Here is a 20,928-nt window from a genome sequence, read left to right on the forward strand (position 1 = left end):
CCTCATCCGGCATCACCTTTCACCCTTCACCCTTCACCCTTCACCCTTCACCCTTCACCTTTCACCTTTCACCTTTCACCTTTCACCTTTCACCTTATTCCATGTCCGTAGTCATCCAAGTCGAGAACTTAAGCAAATACTACCGCCTGGGCCTGATCGGCGGCGGCACCCTGCGCGAAGACATCAACCGTTGGTGGGCGATGACCCGCGGCAGGCCCGATCCACTGCTCAGGATCGGCCAGGAAGACCACGGCAACCGCGTGGGCGGCGAGCTCTGGGCCTTGCGCGACGTGAGCTTCGAAGTGCGCGAAGGCGAGATCCTCGGCATCATCGGCCGAAACGGCGCCGGCAAGAGTACCCTGCTCAAGATCCTCTCCCGGATCACCGCGCCGACAAGTGGGCAGATCAAGATCAGGGGCCGTGTCGGCAGCCTGCTCGAGGTCGGCACCGGCTTCCATCCCGAACTGACGGGGCGCGAGAACATCTATCTCAACGGCGCCATCCTCGGCATGAAGAAGCCCGAGATCACCCGCAAGCTGGATGAGATCATCGATTTTGCCGAGATAGAGCAATTCATCGATACGCCCGTCAAGCGGTATTCATCCGGCATGACGGTACGTCTGGCATTTGCCGTAGCTGCCTATCTAGAGCCCGAGATCCTGATTATTGACGAGGTTTTGGCTGTCGGCGACGCAGCCTTCCAGAAAAAATGCCTGGGAAAAATGAAGGATGTAGCAGGTCATGGAAGAACCGTTCTGTTCGTCAGTCATAATATGGGATCAATCAGCGATCTATGTACGAGGGCGACACTCATTGAGCACGGCAAGATGAAAACGGAAGGGCACCCGAAAGATATTGTTGAACGATATCTTACTTCGGGAACGCATAACGCTTCCAGCCGTCAATGGCAGAATGACGAAGCCCCGGGGGATACAAGCTGCAGACTTTTGTCTATCGAGGTTTTTCAGTCAAACCAACCTATTTCGACATCAGCCGCATTAATAACCTTGCCAGTCGATATCCGGACGACGGTGAGGATCGATAGCGCAGCAGAAGAAATTGGAATAAACACTATCATCGTTAACTCGGAAGGGAAGATCGTCGTGCATAGCTCAAGCATTATGAATCGCGCTCTGCGGAAAATGGGAGTTGGCGAGCATAAGCTAAGCGCTCTACTTCCTTCACACTTACTAAACGCAGGTTTTTACTCGGTTTCTGCCAGCGCCGCTATCCCATACAAGCGTCTTATATTTAATGAACCCCATGCAGTGTCGTTCAGCATAGCCGCCGATTGCACCGCGATGGGTCGATATTCCGAAAACGCATGGACAGGTATAACTGGCCCAGGGATTGCCGCTTGGACTGACGTAGATCCGTGATATGGGTATCGCTTTGTTTTACATGAGGACCACCATCGCGAAGCGCGGTGTGATCTCCGATATTCCGGTCCTCGGAGAAGTCTTGTGTCGATTCCGTACAATTTTAAGCTCCATGAGCCCGGGAGTCTCGCAAATAGACTAACGGATGTGGCCCGGTCAGATGTCCGAGAGTGACGGACACGACGCGGATTCGCGAGAACCGGATCCATTCTCTTCGATTAAGCCGCAGAGCAACTCAGACAGAAATACCTTCGCCTAGTGCCGTCCGAGTCACCTATCGGTCAGGGCGGACCGTGGCCTTGATCATCACCGGGTTGCTTCTCCGACAGTATTCTCAATATATGAAAAACCCTTTCGGTCAAGCTGTTCATACTACTCTAAACCGCTTCGGCCTGGAGCTTAGGCTGACGCGTAATCTCCAAGCCGCCAGAGAACGCGAAAGGGCCGAACGCCAGCTTGAGCCCTGGCGTCTTTTGCAACACTATGACGTGCGCACCGTTCTCGATATCGGCGCGAACGAGGGTCAGTTTGCCAAGTTGATTCGGGATCTCTGTCCCCGCACCCTGGTCTATTCATTCGAGCCGCTACCCGACATTCATATCCTTCTGCAACGACGGTTCAGAAATGATCCATCCGTCGTTCCCGTCCCCTGTGGGCTAAGCGATGGAGCAGGGCGAGTTGTGATGAACCGAAGCACCTTCAGCCCGAGTTCTTCGTTACTTCCCATGGCGGAACTGCATCGTACTGAGTATCCACACAGCGCGCCGCAGACTACCGTTGAGGTCGATGTCCAGCGCCTGGATGATTGGATGACGGCCTCTGGTCTTAAGGCCGGGCCTCATGTCCTTGTCAAGCTTGATGTACAAGGCCATGAGTTGGCAGTGATCCGGGGTGGCATTAATACCTTACGACAGGCTCGCTTCGCGATTGTCGAGGTCTCCTTCTTCGAGTTGTACGAGCGACAACCTTTATTCGATGGTATTTATCGGGAGTTGAGGGCGCTTGGCTACGTCTATCGGGGTAGCCTTGAGCAGACTTTCAGCCATCAACAGGACCGCATCCTGTTTGCGGATGCCCTTTTTGAGAATATTTTTGACTGACTCATTGCCGTGGATGGCGATGAGCGTTATCCACTTGAAAAGGCATCGACTTGCTGCAAGCACCGCTCCCGATGATCCGAACTGGAGCGGTCGCACGATGAACAAACTTCTGGGCTACGCAGCGGCGCATGAGGCGGGGATGCGATTGTACTCGCGCACCTTGGACGAGGACCATCGTCGCCGCAACGCGGCGATCGAGGGGCTGAAGATCGGTTTCGGCGACACTCGAAGCAGGTCGATACCTTCTCAACGTTAACCCTTCTTAAAGAACAGGCCGAGTTAAAAATACGTTGCTTGGTAGTGAATCGTTACTTTATTTGTCTTGTTGCAATATGATTAGAGTCCTTTTCTCATTTTCACGGTTGTAATGAGAGAGTCGCATGTTGAATGAACGGCCTTTGGTGCATAAGCGCGGGCAGGAGATAGGCAGATGCCTGTGACTTGTCGTTTTTGCGGCTCAAATCAGTTGATCGATTTGGGTCCGTGTGCACCGGTGGTGAAATGCCAGATAAATCTTTCGTTTTCCGATCAGAACCCTGGACGGCTCTACCGGTGTACGCGATGCCACTTTGGACAACGTTCGCCGCATCTTGAAGATACAGTGCTTGCCGCAGCCTATCGTGCGACTTCCGCGGAAGAAATGGATTATTCTCTGGTCGAGAACGCCGCCTGGCGGTTGGGGCGGAGTTTTCTGACATTCGAAGGTAACGAAGTACGTCACATCTGTGACGTCGGGTGCCACGCAGGCGCCTTCCTAAACAGGTTACCGTCCCGCTGGAAGCGTTTCGGCATTGAGAGTGCGGTTGAGCCACGTAGGCATGCGTCGGAGATTCATGGCGTCACGCTCATCGGTGAGCGAATCGAGGCGGTGCCGTGTCGGTGGCAGCACGCCTTTGATGCCGTCACGATGTTCGATGTGTTTGAACATCTCGTACATCCGTTCGAGCAACTCGCTCAGGTCGCCACTTGGTTGCGGCCAGGTGGTCGGTTGCTTTTGAGTACCGGTGATATGGATGCGTGGTCTTGGCGGTTGGCGGGTGGAAATTATTGGTATCTGCAGACCTTGCTACATCTTTCGTTTGGATCACGCAGCTTTTTTCAACAGATTCATAGACTGCTGCCCCTGCGATTGGTCGCGATGTATCGGATTCCGCATCAGGATGCCTCCCCCCAGGTAAAGCTGGATCAGTTATTTGAATTCGGGTATTGGGAATGCCGCCAGCGAGGCGGCTTTTACCGCCTACCGCAGCGCTTGATTCAGTCTTTACCACGTTACCGAGGACTGATGCATAGGCAAGGACCGCCGTGGACGATGGCCATGAAAGATCACGTTCTCGTTATTTTTGAGTCTTTTTAACACGACGATGAATACATGAGTGGAGATCCGAAATGATTACGGGCTCATTCCGTGGATGGTGATGATCGACTTTGGGTATCCTGAAGGCGGTCGCTTCGCTGCCGGATATCATTGCCGAGCGCTCGATTCCGTCATCCGCGATACTGCGCAAACAGGCGAGGCCGTCGATGTTTTGAACCCCTCAACAAGCCAGCACGCACGTCACGTTGGCGATGGGCACCGAAGCCAACAGATCCGGGGCGCTTCGATCGCCGCGTTGCGCCGCCGGTGCTCCTCGCCCAAGGTGCGAGCGAGCAACCGCACTGTTGACCCGCACGCCTTCGGCGCCGAGTCCGCGTAGCGCGGAAATTTGCTCATGGTGCGATTCCTCCGTTCGGATCGTCGAGAGTGATGCTCGCAGAAGGTCGATAGCTGCTCAAAGCGGTAACGCTATTTTTATAACAGAAATCCGAGATAATATACGTGCTTGTTTGTGAATAGTTACTATGGAATCAGTTAAGTTTGATATTTCGGTTGTGACGCCATCCTTGAATCAGGCGAAGTTTCTAGAAGCCACGCTTCAATCAGTCCTGAGTCAAGGCTACTCGAGGTTGGAGCATATTGTCGTCGACGGCGCAAGCGAAGATGGTTCGACCATGATCATAGACGCACACTCGGACCACCTTGCGGACTGGGTTAGCGAGCCGGACAGCGGACAAGCGAACGCGATTAATAAGGGATTCGCTAAAGCAACCGGCGATATTCTATGCTGGATCAACTCGGACGACCTCCTGGCGCCTGGTTGTCTGCAGCGCGTTGCGGACTATTTTTCCAATCATCCGGATGCGGTTTGGTGTACCGGACAGTGCCAGCTCATCAATGAAACCGGGGTACCCGGTCAGGTGTTGGAGGTCAATGCAGCGTTGCCTTCGATTTCGTGGCTTATGCACTTTCGTGATAATCGTGCGGCGATACTTCAACCTTCCACCTTTTGGCGACGGGAGGCATGGGAGGCTGTCGGGCCTCTGCGGGAGGATCTCCATTATGCCTTCGATTTCGAGTTTTTTTATCGTATTCGAGAGCACTTCGGCCCGCCTGGACAGTTGGATACGGTCCTCTCGCAATTCCGCCTTCATGACTCGAGCAAAACGGTTTCCACCGGAGAGATGTTCCTAATCGAGGTAATGGACGTCGTTCGGGAGAAACGTTCTGGATTATCCGCGAACGACCGAGTGATCGTCGAGGCTTGGCTGGCTGCCGAGCGTGCAAAGGAGTGCTTCATCCGCCAGCAAAAGGCCCTGAAACAGGGCAATTTTTTGATGCACTGGAGGTGGCGGGTGCTTGGATGGGCGCACCGGATTGCGCGCGTCTTCTAGGTGCGGCGGGGTTGTAGTTTTGTCCAGCCGCTGTCCCAGCCTTTCGTCTTCGTTTTTAGTTAACGACTTTTCCCAACGCCACCCGGCCTGGGTGAAGAGTTTATTATAAATTACCAATGGTCCCTTGCTGGGAATTTCGTGAGTGGATATGAACGGGATGAATTTCGGCGTGACCGCACAGACTTCTACGAGCCGTCCTTGTCCGTTATGTCATTCGACGCGCAATGAATTCGTGGCGAGTGTGTCGGCGGTACAGGTTATCGAATCCAGTCCTTATTATGATGATTCATTTTACGAGGCTTTCGGAATTACACCCGAAACGAGGTTTGCCTTGTCTCGATGTCTGGACTGCTCCTTGGTCTTTTCGTCCGAAATCCCCTCCGAAGAAGTTTTACAGAGGCTTTATCGAGTCGACACTGCTTCCGTCGAGGATATGGTTGGCGTCTTCGCGCGTCCTGGACGGGCGGCTTTCGCGTTCGAATCGTTGTCGAAGCTGCTCACCGCGCTGGACCGGAGACTCCCTCGGGATGCTCAAGGGCGTGTCTCTGACGGTGTCAGAATACTGGATGTGGGATGCGCATTTGGAGTCGGTATCTCGGGCCTGACCCGCGAGTTTTTCCCATACGAAGTGTCTGGCGTAGAGGGTTCCATTGTCGTTCGGGACTACCTAACTAGGTCCGGAGTCACAACTTATGCTCGACTCGACGATATACCTTGTGGAAGCGTTTTCGACGGAATCATCCTAAATGACGTGCTTGAGCATGTTCCCGAGCCAATGATCTTCGCCTCGAGGTTGCTGGACTTCTGTCATCCAGGTTCCGTGCTATGGATTAATGTTCCGAATTTTATCGACTGGCGCATGGATGCTGTTGTCGAGATGATCGCGAAGGGCGGGCAGGTGCCAAAGGATCTCAACCCGTGGGAGCATCTCTCCTATTTCAGTCCGCGGACTTTAGACGCTCTGATGGGGAGGGCCGGTTTTAAAAGACTCGAACTGTCTTCGGTAGAATACCGACTTGAATGTCACTCGCTTGCCGGTACGGTGAAGACCGCGATTCGTGCGCTTCGAGACATTTGGCGACTCTACCGGAAGCGGTATCCGGGACTTGTTAGCACCTCTGGGCTTTTTGTGCCGGACGCGACGGCGCTCAGCCGTTCCTTATAGATGTCTGTGTCATGAAAAGGGTATTGATCCTATACCAGTCCTCTACGGCTGCCTGCGGGGTCGGCACATGGATAGACGCACTTTCAGCGACGCTCCACCCGCAGGGCTGGGATGTGCGGGTTGGTTTGGCATGGGGCCGACGCTTTCATGATCCCTCACGTGTCGAGGTATTTCGGCTGGGTCTGCAGACCCTGCGTATGGACGGGCGTTCGGGCACTGAGGAGTCGCGTATCCAGGCAATCGAGAGAGCCATAGTAGCGACAGATCCTGACGTGGTTTTGTTGACGGTCCTCGATTCCGCGTTCGAGGCAATGCGCCGGGTTCGTTACCGGGGAGCGTCATGTCGCCTAGTCGCAGTCAACCATGGCAATCTGCCCATCCTAGCCGCGAGCCTGTTGCAAAACCGCGATGTGATCGACCAGGTGGTCTGCGTTAGCCGACTGAGCTATCAGGCTATCGGAGGAGCACTTGAGGGCTTCGAGCCGGAGCGTGTGCGGCACATTCCGAATGCCGTGGATGTGCCGACCTTGTCTCGAAACAAGGCCGATCATCCCATGCGTATTGGCTACGTCGGCCGCTTGGCCGAGGAGAAGCGCGCAGGCGACATTGAGCCTTTTTTTCGCGCGTTGCATCGTCGGTTGCCAACAGTTGAAATGTGGGTGGCTGGGGAGGGCGAGCATGCGCCGAGCATGCGATTGCTGGCGGCGGAGTTCCCGTTCTCATTCAGATACTTCGGCGAACTGGACCGATCGGTGCTGGAACGGGATTTCTATCCCGTGCTTGATCTCCTGGTGCATTTTTCAGCCGCTGAGGCATGGGGTTTCTCCATCGCAGAGGCGATGAGTTATGGAGTCGTGCCGGTCACGTCGAAGTTTCTTGGTTTGGTGTCGGACGGTCTCGTGACGGAAGGGGAGACGGGGCTGGTGTTCCCGGTGGGTGACGTTCCCAGGGCCGTCGAGTTGGCTGTACGTCTGTGCTCCGACACCCCGCTCAGAGAGCGCCTGTCGGCCTCGGCCAAGACACAGATCCGGGACGGTTTTTCGCTGGAGCGATTTGGTGAGCGGTGGGCGCAGACCCTTAACGAGTGTCTGAAGCTGCCTGCTTTACCGGTCCCTGCGCGTCCGTCCAGCCTCGAAGTGCGCGGTCGGTTCGGTCTACCCGGACCACAGTGGGAGCGATTGCGGCGGCTGTTGCGCAAACGCATCCCGCACGCAAGCCCCGGCGAGGAGTGGCCGCATTTCCGCTGCACGGACGAACTCATTTTGGAGCAAATGCGCGAAGCCTTCTCGGCCTCCGAAGGAGCACACAGTTGACCATCTCAAGTCCTCGCGGCTCGCTCTTGTTCGTCTCCCCAAGTGCCTATGTGCTCAGCGGGCTGGCGACTTGGCTCGACTACCTGGTGCCGGGTCTGCGGTCGGTCGGGTGGGCGGTGACCCTGGGTCTGGTTGCGGGACCTCGCTACCATCGACCCAAGCGCTATCTCGCCCGCCATCCCGTCGACAACTGGATCGCGATCTCCAGCTCGACCGGCACTCCGGAAGGTCGAATGCGTGCGGTAGAGAAAGCCATTGAACAGGTTGCGCCAGACATGGTCGCGACCGTTAACCTGCCGGATTGCGTACTGGGCGCCGCCCGTGCGCGCCGACGTGGCCGGCCCAAACTGAAGATCGCGATGACCGTGCACGGGATCCAACCGGACCTGTATGACGATCTGCGTGCCTACGGGAGCCTGCTCGATCGTGTGTACTGCACCAATCGTTTGGCCTGTCGGCTGGCCACTGATCTTGGCGGCATCGACGACAGGCGGGTCTCTCATGTCCCTTACGGAGTGAACTACTCTGGATGTATCGTGCGTCCCGCCCGGGCGGAGCCGCTGCGCATCGCCTTCGTGGGCCGTCTGGAGCAAGACCAGAAACGCATCTTCGACCTGGCGCCAATCCTCGCTGATCTTGATGCACAGGGGGTTCCCTACGAGTTGCAGATCGCTGGCAGCGGACCCGACGAGTCGCTCCTGAGGCAGGAGTTGACGGAGCCCCTAGCCGCGGGCCGGGTGCGCTTTCTCGGGTTCCTGTCGCCGGATGAGCTGCAACGGCAGGTGCTGGATCAAGTCGATGTTCTGCTTCTCACGTCCGATTGGGAAACCGGTCCTCTGGTGATCTGGGAAGCCATGGCCGCCGGGGTGCTGGTCGTGTCGTCGCGCTATGTTGGGTCCGGTCTGGAAGGTGCCCTGCGTCATGAAGAGAACGCGTTGCTGTTCTCCATCGGCGACTCTCGACAGGCGGCGCTAAATGTACGCCGCTTGTGGCAAGAGCCGGACCTGGGCGAGCGATTGCGGGCGAATGCGTACGCGTTGATCGAGGAGTGCTACAGCATCCCGGTCTCCGTCGCCAATTGGGACCGTCATCTGCGCGCCATGAATGAGCAAGCGTCGCTGCAGGCAACACCCGCGCTTGATTCGCCTGCCGCAGCGGGTCGCCTCGACCGCTGGCTTGGGGCAAGTCTGGCCGAAACGCTGAGGAGCCGGGTCGGGCGCATCGGCCCTGATGCCGGCCCCGGCGGCGAATGGCCGCATTCGCACGGAGGTACCGCTTACTGGAATAAAGACTTCTGGTCCCTGGCGAAGCGCCTTGATGAGCGCGCAGAGGCTTCGGCATGAGCAGCGGGCGTCTCTCCGTCTGGTTGCGTGGTCTTGCCCTGCTACGTTACCCGGAAGTGTTGCGCTTTCTCGGAGATCGGCGTTTGGACCTAGCCTGCCTGGATCGGATCCGTCAGCCTCATCCCGGTTTCAAGCTGGCGGACAATGTCTGCTCGGCATCTTTCGCGCCGCAGCCCCTGCAACCTAGATCCTGCGTATGCCCGCGGCGAACCCAATGAGGCCATGACCGCGACCCTACGGCAACAAATCGGTTGTTGGGTTCACGAGCGCTGGCGGACCGAGTTGGTTTTGCGGGTACCGGGCTTCCCATGGCTTGACCTCTGCAACCGCCACGAATCTTTGACCAAGACCGATAGCGGGCGGGCCCGGGCCTGCAACTGGTCCGATACCTCACCGCTGACGGTCTGTCGCCTGTTCCCCGCCACCGGCGCCCGTTTGCTTAGACACTGTCTGACTCAGTGGCCGATCCGCTTCGCTGAGCCGCCGCAAGCCTCTTTCGGCGCGCCAGACCTGAGCCTCATCATCGCGTTTCGCGGTACCGCGCGACTGCCGCAATTACGGTGTTGCCTGGCCAGCCTCTGGGGCCAATTCGGAGTGTCGCTTGAGATTATCCTTGTGGAGCAAAGTTGGGATTCCCTTCTCGACGCCACTCAAGTCCCAGGCGTCCGCCTTGTTCACGCTCGCTCGACTTCACCGGATATGCCTTTCAACAAGTCCTGGGCACTGAATGTCGGTGCCAGACTTGCGCGTTCCGACATCCTGCTTTTTCACGATGCCGATATGCTGGCCCCCCACGGTTATGCTCAGGCCGTACTGGATCTGATCGCACGAGGTTTTGCCGGGGCACGCCTTCCTCGATTGATCTTTTATCTCGACGCGCCGAGCACGGTCTCGGTTCAGACTCGTCAATCTCTCGATCACATCGGTTTCGTATCGGATATTCAAAGCAACGGCCGAATACCACTGACAATGACCAAACAAGCGTACTGGGACATCGGGGGACATGACGAGTCGTTTTACGGTTGGGGCGGGGAGGATGATGAGATCCTGCAGCGTGCCGAAACGCTGAGATTATACCCCGGCGCGTTTCTGCCTTTCATCCATCTTTGGCATCCGTCTCAACCTGAAAAACATGCCGGTCTGACTGAACGTGAATCTTTCATCCGTCAGAAAATGGAAGTACCACCCACTCAGCGCATGTCAAGCCTGCTTCAGTACCGACCGGGTGACCTCGCCGGCCCTTGGTGTCGCACACAGTCAGCATGACGGCTTCCAAACCGACTCAACTTTGCATCGACAGCTACAGTCGCTCCCGGCAGGCCAAGATCCATGTCAATGTGGAGAGTACCGACGTCACTTTCGTTTTCTCACTCATCCATAAAGAAATGAAAGTCCTTCTCGCTCGCCCTGGATCTCGACAACGGTGTACTCGCAAAGAGAGTCCGCAAATACCCACCCGATCACCATCGATCCGATCGAATTCACGACCGATCCGACCAAAGCGATCAGCCGGATATAGACCCATCGCCGAAGCCGCATCGAGCATGGTTTGCCCGATGTTCAACTCTACTTCGGACCAACTTGGCTGGAAGTATCCGAGATCACGATTAAGACAAACAAAGAACCGGTTTTCTTGTTTTGTGGAATCGTGCACCCGTCCGGGTCCGGGTGCGCAGTCCGCCACGGTCGATATGTGTATGGTGAATCTCGGGACTGAAGGTTTGAAGTCATGGCAACGATCGTAGGACTGGTTTCGACAATCATACCGGTTTTCAATCGGCCCGAGATGTTATTGCAGTCGGTCCATTCGGTCCTGAATCAGGACCATCGACCAATCGAGGTGATCATCGTCGATGACGGATCGACCGACGAGACCGCCGGAACGGCGGATGCACTGCAGAGCTGTTATCCTGATTTAATCAAAGTTCTGCATATCGAAAATCGTGGAGCTGGACTTGCGCGTGAGGCAGGTCGCCGGATTGCCCAGGGAGAATTCATCCAGTATCTCGACAGCGACGACCTTCTGCTGCAGGGGAAATTCTCAATTCAGATCGAGGCGCTACGACGCCATCCCGAATGTGGTATTGCTTACGGATGGACCCGTCTAATCGATGCCAACGGGAATATCATCAAGGTACCCTATAAATGGACTGGCCAAGGACTCGACACGCTCTTTCCGTCATTGCTGATCGATCGATGGTGGAATACACATACACCGCTCTACAGACGGTCCGTCTGCGATGAAGTCGGACCCTGGACTGACATGCGGATGTCGGAGGATTGGGAATATGAAGCTCGCGTCGGGGCGCTCGGCGTGCGCCTTGTGTTCTGCCCGCAAGCATGTTCCGACACGCGTCGGCATTCGGGGGACAGATTGACGAGTCAGGCGGATCCATTGGCGCATCCGCAGGATATGACGCGGCTGATAAAGGCGCTGAATGTCAGCGGAGCAAAAGCGGGTGTCAACCCGACAAGCAGAGAGATGGCGCATTTTTCTCGGTGGGCGTTTCTTGAGGCACGGCGAGCCGGCGCTTCAGGCTTTCCGAATGAAAGCCGCGAATGTTATGAAATTGCCTTGAGTGCTTCTGCTGGGCGTTTGAAAGGACAGTTTCTGTTGTATCGTACCGCCGTAGGGTTGTTCGGATGGAAAGGGGCAGGACGACTCGGTCTCTTTAGCGAGCGCCTCCGCAATGCGAGTCGGCGCGGTCAAGGTCTTCCACTGTCCTGGACGGACTCATGATGGCAGAAAGCCCGACAGTGTCGGTGGTAATGAGCGTTCACAACGGCGCCCGTTATCTCGCGGAATCCGTTGAAAGTTTGCGCGCTCAGGAGGGCGTAGATTTCGAATTAATTGTCGTGGATGATGGCTCGACCGATGATACACCGCAGATGCTCGAAGCCTACGCCCAGCAAGACGATAGAATCCGGGTCATTTACCAAGCGAATACCGGGCTCACCAGAGCCTTGATCCGTGGTTGTTCGGAAGCGCGAGGAGTTTTTATTGCAAGGCAAGATGCCGATGACCTTTCCCTACCGGGTCGGCTCAGCGCCCAAGCGCGTCTGTTGGTGAGTGATCCTTCTCTTGCGTTCGTGTCTTGTTGGGCCGAGGTAGTGGGCCCTGAAGGCGAGCCTTTGATCGTCCACAAACGCCCGATTGGGTGTGACGCGGCAACCCGAATGTTATTGCAGCGGATTGCGGGTCCGCCGGGTCATGGAAGTGTGATGTTCAGGCGGGACTCGTACGAAAGCGTCGGTGGGTACGTTGAGGAACTCTATTACGCGCAGGATAGCGACCTGTGGCTAAGACTTGGAGTTGTCGGAAAGCTTCAGTACATTCCTCGGGTACTCTACCGGTACCGACTTTCCCCGGATTCAATTAGTGGTGGTGGGCAGTTCATGAAAAAGGATTTTATCGATATTGTGAACGAGCTGCATACCGCCCGCCTTACAGGCCGCAGCGAGAAACCAATTCTGGAGCGAGCGAAACAGCTATGCCACCAAGCGAGTCCTCGGCATCTTGCGGCTGCCAGTATCCGTCCATCGCAGGAATCTCAAGGTGCAGCACTCTACTTTATCGGGAAATGTCTGATCGATCGCCGAGACGGTCGATCGCTCAAATATTTACTACAGTGCATAAAGAGAAACCCTGTGCATGGTTATGCATGGCTGTTTCTCCCCTGGGCTTGGGTGCTTGCGATCGGATCTCGGCGGCGCTGACTGTCAATGCGAATTCTTTTTGTCTCGGACGTCCCCGCTGATCCAAACTCCGGTGCCGCAGGTACCGAGTATCAAACGATTCTGGCTCTGCGCGCCGGGGGCCATGACGTTGATGCCATCTGGGCCGACGGCATGCCCCGTCGCATCACGCATCCGAACCTGCACTATCTTCTCGAGCTTCCCGGTTCTTTCGCGCGAGCCATCCGAGAAGCGTGTATTCGAAAAACCTACGACGTGATTCACTGCAACCAGCCCCATGCCTTTCTTGCGGCGCGCGAACACCGTTCCCTCGGGCGTCCGGGCGTATTTGTAAACCGGAGCCACGGTTTCGAGACACACGTCATGGCCGCGCTTGGAGATTGGCGAAACCGGTGGGGCTTGCGGGAACGCCGCTTTCCGAGGAATCTGCCAGGCGCGGTCATCGACGCTGGGGTCCGGCGACACTGCCGCCTCGTCCTTCGTTATGCCAATGGCTTGATCGTCAGCAGCGGGGCCGATCGGTCCTACGTCTTGAGTTGCTATAATGTTGCTGCCGACCGGGTGGCTTTGATTCCGCAGGCGGCGCCCGAGGCGTACCGGATGACCCCCGTGCGGGCCCAGACACCCGAACGTCTGCGGCGGTTGCTGTTTGTGGGACCATCGATTTTTATCAAAGGCCCGAATGTCTTGGGCGCCGCTGTGTCCGCATTGTTGGCCATAGACCCGGGTTTGACGTTCACTTGGGTGTGCGCCCGAGACGAACAGCGGCTTGCGGCAAGTCATATAACGGCTCAAGTGCTTTCTCGGGTCTTGTTTCAGGATCCAATGCCTCAGAAAGAGCTCCTCGACTGTTATGATCGGCACGGCGTCTTCCTCTTTCCGTCTTTATTTGAAGGATTTGGTAAGGCTTTCCTCGAAGCGATGGCCAGGGGGCTCTGCGTCGTCGCGTCCAACACCGGAGGCATGGCGGATGTAATCACGTCCGGCCGAGACGGAGTGCTTGTGCCGGCGGGTGACTCGGTGGCTTTGGCAGACGCCGTGAGGGGGTTGGTCGGGCGTCCTGACTGGGCGCGCGCGATCGCCGCCGAGGCGAGACAAACAGCACTGGATTATTCGTGGACTAGAGTTGGGCATGAAACCGCAGAGTTTTATCAATCACTTTTGTCGATGCGCCACCGGGCCGTACCGCCTCTTTCCTCTTGATATACGGGAACATTCTAAATCACGGTGAATCACGTCCGACCCATGGAATCGAAAGCGCGTCATTAATGTAACCCTCATGGCCTTTTCAGACCTAACTCATTAGGTTCATCTGATATGAAGAAAGAGGATTTAAAAGACGTTCTGATCGAGGTTGCGTACCGCTACCCCGATACTCTACGTTCGTATCAGTTACGGGATGTCCCTCGAATCCGATTCAACATCCACATGGTCCTGCGCGCACTCGATCGACCTGTCGGCACAGCCGAGATCTGCGATCTTGGAGGCGGGATCGGGCTGTTCTCTGCGGGATGCGCTGCCTATGGCGCCAAGCGTATGGTCTTGGTTGATGACTTTGATGATCCAGTGAATCATCAGATCGGAGCCGGGATTTTGGATCTGCATCGCACCCTTGGCGTTGATGTTGTTTCGCGCGATGTGATCCAAACTGGAATACAAGATCTTCCTGGGCAATTTGATATCGTCACCACCTTTGACAGTATGGAGCATTGGCATCATTCACCGAAGAAGCTTTTCGCTGAGATCAAGTCAAAGCTGAAGCCCGGTGGCGTCTTTTGCCTGGGGGTACCGAATTGCGTGAACTTGCGCAAGCGTCTGACGGTGCCGCTAGGTTTCGGAAAGTGGAGTGCTATGAGTGATTGGTACGAGCAGGCGACCTTTCGGGGACACGTCAGGGAACCCGATGTCGCCGATCTGAGATACATCGCAGGGGATATGAATCTTCGCGAGGTCAGAATCTATGGACGCAATTGGCTTGGATACTCCTCGCGACATGCGTGGATCCGGCTTGCCGCACAGATCTTCGATTATCCGCTTCGTCTACGCCCCCAGTTGTGCTCAGACATTTACATGATTGGGAAAATCGCTTGATGGACTGTCCTTCGCGACTTGACTGGTACGATACGCCGGAGCTCAACCAACTCCCGTTGGCGGTCAGGCTTTGGGTTTGGTGGTGTGCGGTTGGGCCAAAGAGAGGGTCGGGTGGCACCTTAGGCGGTAACCGCCTGTTCTCTCTGTTACATCGTTATCTCAGAGTGATTCCCGCGAATCGCGATAATCTCCATCCGGTGAAGATGAGCCGCTGGGACCGAGATCTGGTCGTGGACTTGTGTGATTTCGAGAGCTATCAACATACACTCCCGTTAGCATCGCGGGGTAACGATGAAATGGCTCTACAGGACAGTGTGCTTGGTCCTGAGAGTGTTTTTATCGATGTCGGGGCAAATCAAGGACTATTTTCAGTGCATGCCGCGACCTTGATCGGGCGCGGCGGCCGTATCCTTTCGATCGAGCCGAACGCGCGTTTGGCAAGCGCCTTGCGCCGTACCAAATTGCTTAACGATTTTGACCAAATGGAGGTCGTCGAGTCGGCAGTAGGCGACACGTCCGGGGTACAGGATTTCTTTATCCCGGGTCTGGCATCCGGTGTTGGATCTATTTTCGCGTCACATGCTGCGCAGGCGTCGGTCTCGAAACGGACCCGCGTTACGATCGACACGCTTGACAATCTTGTCAAGGCAGCCGGGCTTAGTTCGGTGGATCTGATCAAGATCGACGTCGAAGGGGCTGAGCTTCTCGTGTTTCAGGGTGCTGCAGAGACAATCCGAAACCATCGCCCGCTACTTTGGTTCGAGATCAACCCCCAGGCGCTTCGTACAGCCGGATTGTCTCCAGCCGATTTGTTGGAAGCAATCAAGACTCTTGGGTACAGCTCCGTCTACGAATTGGGAAGCGTCGTGCGTGGAGAACGTAGACCGATTGATGATTTTACGAAGCTCAACAACGCGGTCGCTATGCATGAAGACAGGTTAATCGACTTCGGTGCGAACAAGCGTCGGACATAGGGGGCATCGTGCAGGGCATTAACTTTCTGATCGGTCAAGCGATTAATCGCTTCGGCTATACACTGACTCCATCATGGAAGCTACCGCTTACTCATGGGAATATTCTCGCATATGCTTTTCGTTTGCTTAAAGCACGTGCGAGCAAGCCGGTCGTTATCCAAATCGGAGCGCATGATGGGGTGCTGGACGACCCTCTCCGTCAGCTCATTGCCGAACCGGGATCGGCAGAATGTTTTTTAGTGGAGCCTCAACCCACGGAGGCGGAGAAGCTCCGAAAGCTTCATGAGGGCAACCCGGATGTTCACGTCCTTGAATTTGCAGTCGGACGCATAACGGGAACAGCTGATCTTTACGTTCCCAAGGGCAAATCATTTCTGGCTAGTCTCCAGGCGGATCACCACCGGCGGTTCGGTACGGCTAACCGTATTCTTGACGTTGTGCGCGTTGCCGTCGTGACACCGGGTGATCTGTTCAAGAAGATCGGGCACTCTGGAGTGCATGTCCTGCAAGTGGATACTGAAGGTCTCGATTGGGAAATCGTAAGCGGGGTTCTGGACCTCGGAATACGGCCATCACTTATCAATCTTGAGATCATGCATCTATCAAACCCTGATCGAATGGATATGAGGTCGCGCTTGGATCATGCAGGCTACGACTTCATTGAGTACGGTCGTGATTGCCTCGCGCTCTCCCGTGATTTCTTTTTGGGCGAGGAGGTTTTGATACGATAGCGTTTTCGCGATCCCGAGCGATCCCGAGCGATCCCGAGCGATCCCGAAGGTATGCTGCGGCAAACTTATTGTTCGATCCGTTATCCTATGCAGTTCGATAGCAGCCATCGTGATGGATCTGACAGGGTAAAACCGCAGCCGCGGAAACTGACCCGTGGTATCAGGTAATGGCTAAGGTACATTTGTTGTCGACAGCCGAGCAATATTGTCCGGAGAGCCGCGTTGGCTCAGGTGAATTGCAGCGCTTGTTGGCTGCGATTCAGAACGATGCGATAGGCGATCATGAGGTCTGTCCTTCTCCTGAAGATGCGGAAATCATCCTGTTCGTCGATTCGGCGCGTCCCGATATGCGTGATATCCGTGGAAGCTCGGTCTTTCGTCGATTCCGTGATAAGAGTTTCGTCCTTCATTGCGGTGACCGGGTGATGCCTTTTGTTCCGGGTCTGTTTACCTCTGCGGAGCGCGCAACCCACTCGCCCCGACGCAGTCGGACTGGCGGCTATCTAAGGATGGCGTTTAGTCACCACTTTCATCACACCCCTGTCAATGGTGCGCACCGCTTTCTCTTCTCTTTTGTTGGGCGTTCGGAAACGGCGCCCGTACGCCGTGCGCTTGTACAGCTCCAGCATCGACGTGGCCTCGTTCTGGATACGTCGGCGCCAGGGACGAGCCTGGCGATCGATGCGTATGCGCGAGTCATCCAGGAAAGTGCTTTCGTGCTGTGCCCGCGCGGCTTCGGTTCGTCAAGCTTCCGACTGTTCGAGGCGATGAAGACTGGGCGGGCGCCGGTGATCTTGGCTGATGACTGGATCCCACCTGTAGGCCCGGAGTGGGATCGCTTCGCGATTATCGTACCTGAATCCGACGTGACCTCCCTTCCGCAGTTACTTGAGGCGCGGGAAGCGGAAAGCGTCAACATGGGTGAATTGGCACGTGACGCGTGGGAGACATGGTTTGGCAAATCGGTGGTGTTTCAGAGTACAGTGGACTGGATTCTTGACCTGCAGAGGGACCGGCTTCTCCCGGAAAGCGTAGACGGGGTTTTGTTTCAAGTCGGGCGGCTCACGCCGGCAAGCCTTTATCGGCACTGGACGCAGCGTGATTGGCGGCGGAAATTCGGGGCTATGCCGTGATTCATTCCAGTGATATTTCCATTGTAATCCCGACCTATGGGCGCGATTGCGTGTTGGTCGACACGCTTGCTGCACTCTTGGATCTGTCCGTTCGGGCGCGGGAGATCTTGATCGTCGATCAGACGCCTGTGCATTCGCCGGAGGTCGAGGAACAACTGGCGCTTTGGGGGGCAGAAGGGCTCGTTCGGCGCGTCACCTTCGGACCGCCGAGCATTCCGCAGGCGATGAACGTCGGCCTAATCGCCGCGGAGACCGACTATGTGCTTTATCTCGATGACGATATCGTTCCGGATCGGAGGCTGGTCGCTGCGTTGGTTGACGCGCTGAAGGCTGTTGAGGAGCGCGTCGCTTGCATTGCGGGGCAGGTGTTGCAGCCCGGCGAGCAGGTCATCGCGTTCGAGAGCTGGAAGCGACCCTGGTTTCCCTTCAACAGTGATCGAAGGCAGGCCGTGTCGGTCGTTATGGCGGGCAATTTGTGTGTGCGGCGGGATCTTGCGCTGGCGATCGGTGGATTTGATGAGAATTTCAAGGGCGCTGCGTTGCATTTCGAGAGCGAGTTTGCGCGGCGGGTCGTCGCAGCGAAGGGGCGCATTATGTTCGATCCGACCGTCAGTATTCGACACCTGCGTGCTGGACATGGCGGTACACGTTCAAAAGGCGGGCAATTGACGACCTGGCGACCCCATCATTCTGTCGGCAAGTATTATTTCGCCTTTCGGCAAGGCTTTCGGGAGGGCGTCACAGCCGTCGTCGTCCAGCCCATCAGAGCGATCCGCACGCGTCATCATCTGCGTGCGCCATGGTGGATCCCTGCGACGCTGTTTGCGGAGTTGCTCGGGATCCTCTGGGCTGGTTGGTTGGCGTTGAGGGGGCCTCGCCTGCTTGATCGTGGTAGCGCTGCGCCGAGCGTCCTCGCGAGGGGTGTCTGATGCGGGGGTTGTTGGTTTGATGAGTCGTTTGCATGTCGCTCTGCTGTCGACTGCCTCACCAGGGGTGCTGGGGAGCATGTCGGTCTATGCCGACCTGGTGGCTCGTGAGTTGGCGACCTTTGCCCCGGAATGGGACGTCGAACTGGTGCAGCTTTTGGGTGCGCGTGAAGATGCGCCGGGTGGTCGGATGACGGAGCGTTTTATCCGCGTGCGCAAAATACTGGTTGCGCGGAGGCTCGCTGAAGCCGTGAAGGCGGATGTCTATCACCTCCTCGACGGCAGCTTCGGTTATATGGTCGCTGGGCTCCCGTGGGCTCGTACGCTGGTTACGGTGCACGATCTGATCCCGGCCCTCCAGGCCCATGGCCGGTTCGGTGTGCGACCGCCTGGATGGGCAGCGAGGCGGCTCATCGATTCCAGTCTGCGAGTCATCGCCCGAGCCGGAAGTGTGTGCGCTGTAAGCCGGCAGACGGCGGACGATGTGCTCGCGTTGACCAAGCGCCCCGTTGATGCGGTGATTCATTCGCCTTTGAAGAATTTTCCGCCTATTGAGGTGGTGGGTCTGGAGTGTCGTTCCTCCGATCCGCCGTTTGTGTTGCACGTGGGGAATAACAGCTTTTACAAGAACCGAGCCGGCGTCCTGAAGGTTTTCGCGATCATGCTCCGCCAGCGCCCGGAGCTGCGCTTGGTGATGGCAGGTCCGGCGCCGGATGGTCCGCTGATGAAGGTAATGGGAGAGTATCAGCTCGGAGAGTGCGTCCGTTTCGTCACGAACCCGGATGATACCGAGCTGGCCGATTTGTATCGTCGGGCAGTGCTTTTTCTGTTCCCTAGCGTATACGAAGGCTTCGGTTGGCCGCCCCTTGAGGCGATGCATTTCGGGTGTCCGGTGGTGTGCTCCGATGCCGGTTCGCTGCCCGAGGTCACGGGGGAGGCGGCACTGCGCTGCCCGCCTGACGATATCGCAGGGCTCGCGGCGGCTGGTTTGCGAATTCTGGATGATCCGGCCCTGGCGTCGCGCCTGGTGAAGCAGGGGCGGGATAATCTCGAACGCTTCGGCTCCGGTCAAATGGCACACGCCTTGGTGACCTTGTACCAGCGGCTTGCAGTAGGCAAGACTTGATAGGGATGGAGCTTTTCAGATGTTGATCGCAGTCGATGCCCTACCGATCACCAATCTCTCGGGCCGGCATGTCCTGCTCGGACATCTGGCGAATCTGGCGGCGGCCCTCGGCGGGCGTCATCGCTTTGTCGTGCTTCATCATCGTGGCAATCGGGACCTGCGACGTGACCTCGGCGAGGGGGTGGCATGGCAGGAATGCGCGGGGATCGGGACGGGCTGGGTCAGCCGGTTGCTTTGGCAGGCGACACGGATGCAGGGCCTTCTGACGCGCCTGGGTGCGGATCTCGTGATTTCGACCTCCGGCGCCTTGATCCCCGGCGTGCGTTTGCCGCAGGTCGTGCTGGCGCAGAATCCCTGGTGCTATTTTCCGGAGTTTCACACGGGGCCAGCCGACCGGCTCAAGGCGGCCTTGCAGCGGTTGGGTTATCGTGCGGCACAGCGCCGCGCGCTCGGTGTCTTTTATCTTTCCGGCTATGTGGAGCGGCGCTATCGGGAGGATGCGGGTTGTCGGTCTGCGCACGGGCGTGTGCTCTATGTCGGCATTGATGATGCAACTTTTCTCGCCGCCCGTGAGCGTCAGGATTTTGCCGAGCGCCCGATCGAGATCCTGACCGTCTCGGTCATGACACCGCACAAGGCAATCGAGGATGTGGTGCAGGTGTTTGCGCGGGTACGTGCGGCCGGGGTTCCTGCCACGCTGACGCTGGTGGGGCCCTGGAGCGATGATGGCTATCGACTTCGGATCGAGGCGCTGATCGCGCGATTGGAACTTGTGGCGCATGTGACGATCACGGGCAAGGTCACCACCGAGCAGTTGCATGCGCACTATGGTCGGGCTCGCGTCTTCTGTCTGCTCAGCCGTTGCGAGTCTTTCGGGATCCCGGCGGTCGAGGCACAGTGTTTCGGGACGCCGTCGGTGGTGGCGGATGTGTGCGCGCCGCCCGAGGTGGCTGGCCCCGGCGGTTTTGCACTCCCACCGGATGCGCTGGATGAGACGGCGGAGCGGCTGGTTGGGCTTCTGACTGACGAGCCGACCTGGCGGATCAACTCCGAGCGCGCGTTGGCAAATGCCGAGCGCTTCCGCTGGGATAGGGTCTCGGCGCCGTTGATCGAGTTCTTGGATCCTGTGCCCGTTTAAACCGCGCCCAAAGCGGTATGAGATGTTTTTCGATGGGATCCCCCGTCGCACGTGACGACCGAGCGCTGGGACAGGCGCGGTATAAGATGTGAAAAACTATA

18 protein-coding genes are annotated in these 20,928 nt (G+C 57.0%); all 18 read left to right on the top strand.

What is annotated here, in order from left to right:
• Nucleotides 1–101: 101 nt before the first annotated feature.
• The 18 genes from BLV04_RS00945 (at nt 102) to BLV04_RS01030 (ending at nt 20,827) form a co-directional block, all read left to right on the top strand.
• Nucleotides 102–1,379: an ABC transporter ATP-binding protein gene (locus BLV04_RS00945; protein ID WP_093027215.1), complete on the top strand. Its 1,278-nt coding sequence runs from the start codon at nt 102–104 to the stop codon at nt 1,377–1,379.
• A gap of 299 nt (nt 1,380–1,678) precedes the next feature.
• A complete protein-coding gene (locus BLV04_RS00950; protein ID WP_093027217.1) occupies nt 1,679–2,479 on the top strand; it encodes an FkbM family methyltransferase in 801 nt (266 codons plus the stop codon).
• A gap of 430 nt (nt 2,480–2,909) precedes the next feature.
• Nucleotides 2,910–3,836, top strand: a complete 927-nt coding sequence (locus tag BLV04_RS00955) for a class I SAM-dependent methyltransferase (protein WP_093027219.1) — start codon at nt 2,910–2,912, stop codon at nt 3,834–3,836.
• A 485-nt stretch (nt 3,837–4,321) separates the two neighbouring features.
• A complete protein-coding gene (locus tag BLV04_RS00960; protein ID WP_093027221.1) occupies nt 4,322–5,191 on the top strand; it encodes a glycosyltransferase family 2 protein in 870 nt (289 codons plus the stop codon).
• Between the two features lie 157 nt (nt 5,192–5,348).
• Nucleotides 5,349–6,356: a class I SAM-dependent methyltransferase gene (locus BLV04_RS00965; protein WP_175534429.1), complete on the top strand. Its 1,008-nt coding sequence runs from the start codon at nt 5,349–5,351 to the stop codon at nt 6,354–6,356.
• An 11-nt stretch (nt 6,357–6,367) separates the two neighbouring features.
• Entirely contained in the window at nt 6,368–7,669 is a 1,302-nt protein-coding gene (locus tag BLV04_RS00970) for a glycosyltransferase family 4 protein (protein ID WP_093027225.1), read from the top strand.
• A gap of 26 nt (nt 7,670–7,695) precedes the next feature.
• Nucleotides 7,696–9,012 carry a glycosyltransferase family 4 protein gene (locus BLV04_RS00975; protein ID WP_139191835.1) on the top strand — a complete coding sequence of 439 codons (1,317 nt, stop codon included), beginning with the start codon at nt 7,696–7,698 and terminating at the stop codon, nt 9,010–9,012.
• Between the two features lie 222 nt (nt 9,013–9,234).
• Nucleotides 9,235–10,278, top strand: coding sequence for a glycosyltransferase family 2 protein (locus tag BLV04_RS00980; protein WP_175534430.1), 1,044 nt, complete (start codon nt 9,235–9,237; stop codon nt 10,276–10,278).
• A 463-nt stretch (nt 10,279–10,741) separates the two neighbouring features.
• Entirely contained in the window at nt 10,742–11,752 is a 1,011-nt protein-coding gene (locus BLV04_RS00985; protein WP_093027231.1) for a glycosyltransferase family 2 protein, read from the top strand.
• Nucleotides 11,749–12,729 (top strand): glycosyltransferase family 2 protein, encoded by a 981-nt coding sequence (locus tag BLV04_RS00990; protein ID WP_093027233.1) that lies wholly within the window; start codon nt 11,749–11,751, stop codon nt 12,727–12,729. The genes BLV04_RS00985 and BLV04_RS00990 overlap by 4 nt, the downstream gene beginning before the upstream one ends.
• A gap of 6 nt (nt 12,730–12,735) precedes the next feature.
• On the top strand, nt 12,736–13,911 hold the full coding sequence (locus BLV04_RS00995; protein WP_093027235.1) for a glycosyltransferase family 4 protein: 1,176 nt from the start codon (nt 12,736–12,738) through the stop codon (nt 13,909–13,911).
• 114 nt (nt 13,912–14,025) lie between these two features.
• Entirely contained in the window at nt 14,026–14,799 is a 774-nt protein-coding gene (locus BLV04_RS01000) for a class I SAM-dependent methyltransferase (protein WP_093027237.1), read from the top strand.
• A 203-nt stretch (nt 14,800–15,002) separates the two neighbouring features.
• Nucleotides 15,003–15,773 (top strand): FkbM family methyltransferase, encoded by a 771-nt coding sequence (locus BLV04_RS01005; RefSeq protein ID WP_217633633.1) that lies wholly within the window; start codon nt 15,003–15,005, stop codon nt 15,771–15,773.
• 8 nt (nt 15,774–15,781) lie between these two features.
• Complete coding sequence (locus tag BLV04_RS01010; protein ID WP_175534432.1) at nt 15,782–16,504, top strand: FkbM family methyltransferase; 723 nt, start codon at nt 15,782–15,784, stop codon at nt 16,502–16,504.
• 185 nt (nt 16,505–16,689) lie between these two features.
• Nucleotides 16,690–17,637, top strand: coding sequence for an exostosin domain-containing protein (locus tag BLV04_RS01015; protein ID WP_217633634.1), 948 nt, complete (start codon nt 16,690–16,692; stop codon nt 17,635–17,637).
• Nucleotides 17,634–18,566 (top strand): glycosyltransferase family 2 protein, encoded by a 933-nt coding sequence (locus tag BLV04_RS01020; protein ID WP_175534433.1) that lies wholly within the window; start codon nt 17,634–17,636, stop codon nt 18,564–18,566. Before BLV04_RS01015 ends, BLV04_RS01020 begins: the two co-directional genes overlap by 4 nt.
• 76 nt (nt 18,567–18,642) lie before the next feature.
• Nucleotides 18,643–19,689, top strand: a complete 1,047-nt coding sequence (locus tag BLV04_RS01025) for a glycosyltransferase family 4 protein (RefSeq protein ID WP_139191837.1) — start codon at nt 18,643–18,645, stop codon at nt 19,687–19,689.
• A gap of 19 nt (nt 19,690–19,708) precedes the next feature.
• Entirely contained in the window at nt 19,709–20,827 is a 1,119-nt protein-coding gene (locus tag BLV04_RS01030; protein ID WP_093027249.1) for a glycosyltransferase family 4 protein, read from the top strand.
• The last annotated feature ends 101 nt before the right edge of the window (nt 20,828–20,928 follow it).

This window comes from Thiocapsa roseopersicina, from assembly GCF_900106925.1.
Taxonomy (GTDB): Bacteria; Pseudomonadota; Gammaproteobacteria; order Chromatiales; family Chromatiaceae; genus Thiocapsa; species Thiocapsa roseopersicina.

What these genes read in the sequence shown, in the direction of transcription:
- BLV04_RS00985 (WP_093027231.1), top strand. Translation starts at nt 10,742, where the DNA reads ATGGCAACGATCGTAGGACTGGTTTCGACAATCATACCGGTTTTCAAT.
- BLV04_RS01030 (WP_093027249.1), top strand. Translation starts at nt 19,709, where the DNA reads ATGTTGATCGCAGTCGATGCCCTACCGATCACCAATCTCTCGGGCCGG.
- BLV04_RS00970 (WP_093027225.1), top strand. Translation starts at nt 6,368, where the DNA reads ATGAAAAGGGTATTGATCCTATACCAGTCCTCTACGGCTGCCTGCGGG.
- BLV04_RS00960 (WP_093027221.1), top strand. Translation starts at nt 4,322, where the DNA reads ATGGAATCAGTTAAGTTTGATATTTCGGTTGTGACGCCATCCTTGAAT.
- BLV04_RS00980 (WP_175534430.1), top strand. Translation starts at nt 9,235, where the DNA reads ATGACCGCGACCCTACGGCAACAAATCGGTTGTTGGGTTCACGAGCGC.
- BLV04_RS01000 (WP_093027237.1), top strand. Translation starts at nt 14,026, where the DNA reads ATGAAGAAAGAGGATTTAAAAGACGTTCTGATCGAGGTTGCGTACCGC.
- BLV04_RS00995 (WP_093027235.1), top strand. Translation starts at nt 12,736, where the DNA reads ATGCGAATTCTTTTTGTCTCGGACGTCCCCGCTGATCCAAACTCCGGT.
- BLV04_RS01005 (WP_217633633.1), top strand. Translation starts at nt 15,003, where the DNA reads ATGAGCCGCTGGGACCGAGATCTGGTCGTGGACTTGTGTGATTTCGAG.
- BLV04_RS00945 (WP_093027215.1), top strand. Translation starts at nt 102, where the DNA reads ATGTCCGTAGTCATCCAAGTCGAGAACTTAAGCAAATACTACCGCCTG.
- BLV04_RS00990 (WP_093027233.1), top strand. Translation starts at nt 11,749, where the DNA reads ATGATGGCAGAAAGCCCGACAGTGTCGGTGGTAATGAGCGTTCACAAC.
- BLV04_RS00965 (WP_175534429.1), top strand. Translation starts at nt 5,349, where the DNA reads ATGAATTTCGGCGTGACCGCACAGACTTCTACGAGCCGTCCTTGTCCG.
- BLV04_RS00955 (WP_093027219.1), top strand. Translation starts at nt 2,910, where the DNA reads ATGCCTGTGACTTGTCGTTTTTGCGGCTCAAATCAGTTGATCGATTTG.
- BLV04_RS01025 (WP_139191837.1), top strand. Translation starts at nt 18,643, where the DNA reads ATGTCGGTCTATGCCGACCTGGTGGCTCGTGAGTTGGCGACCTTTGCC.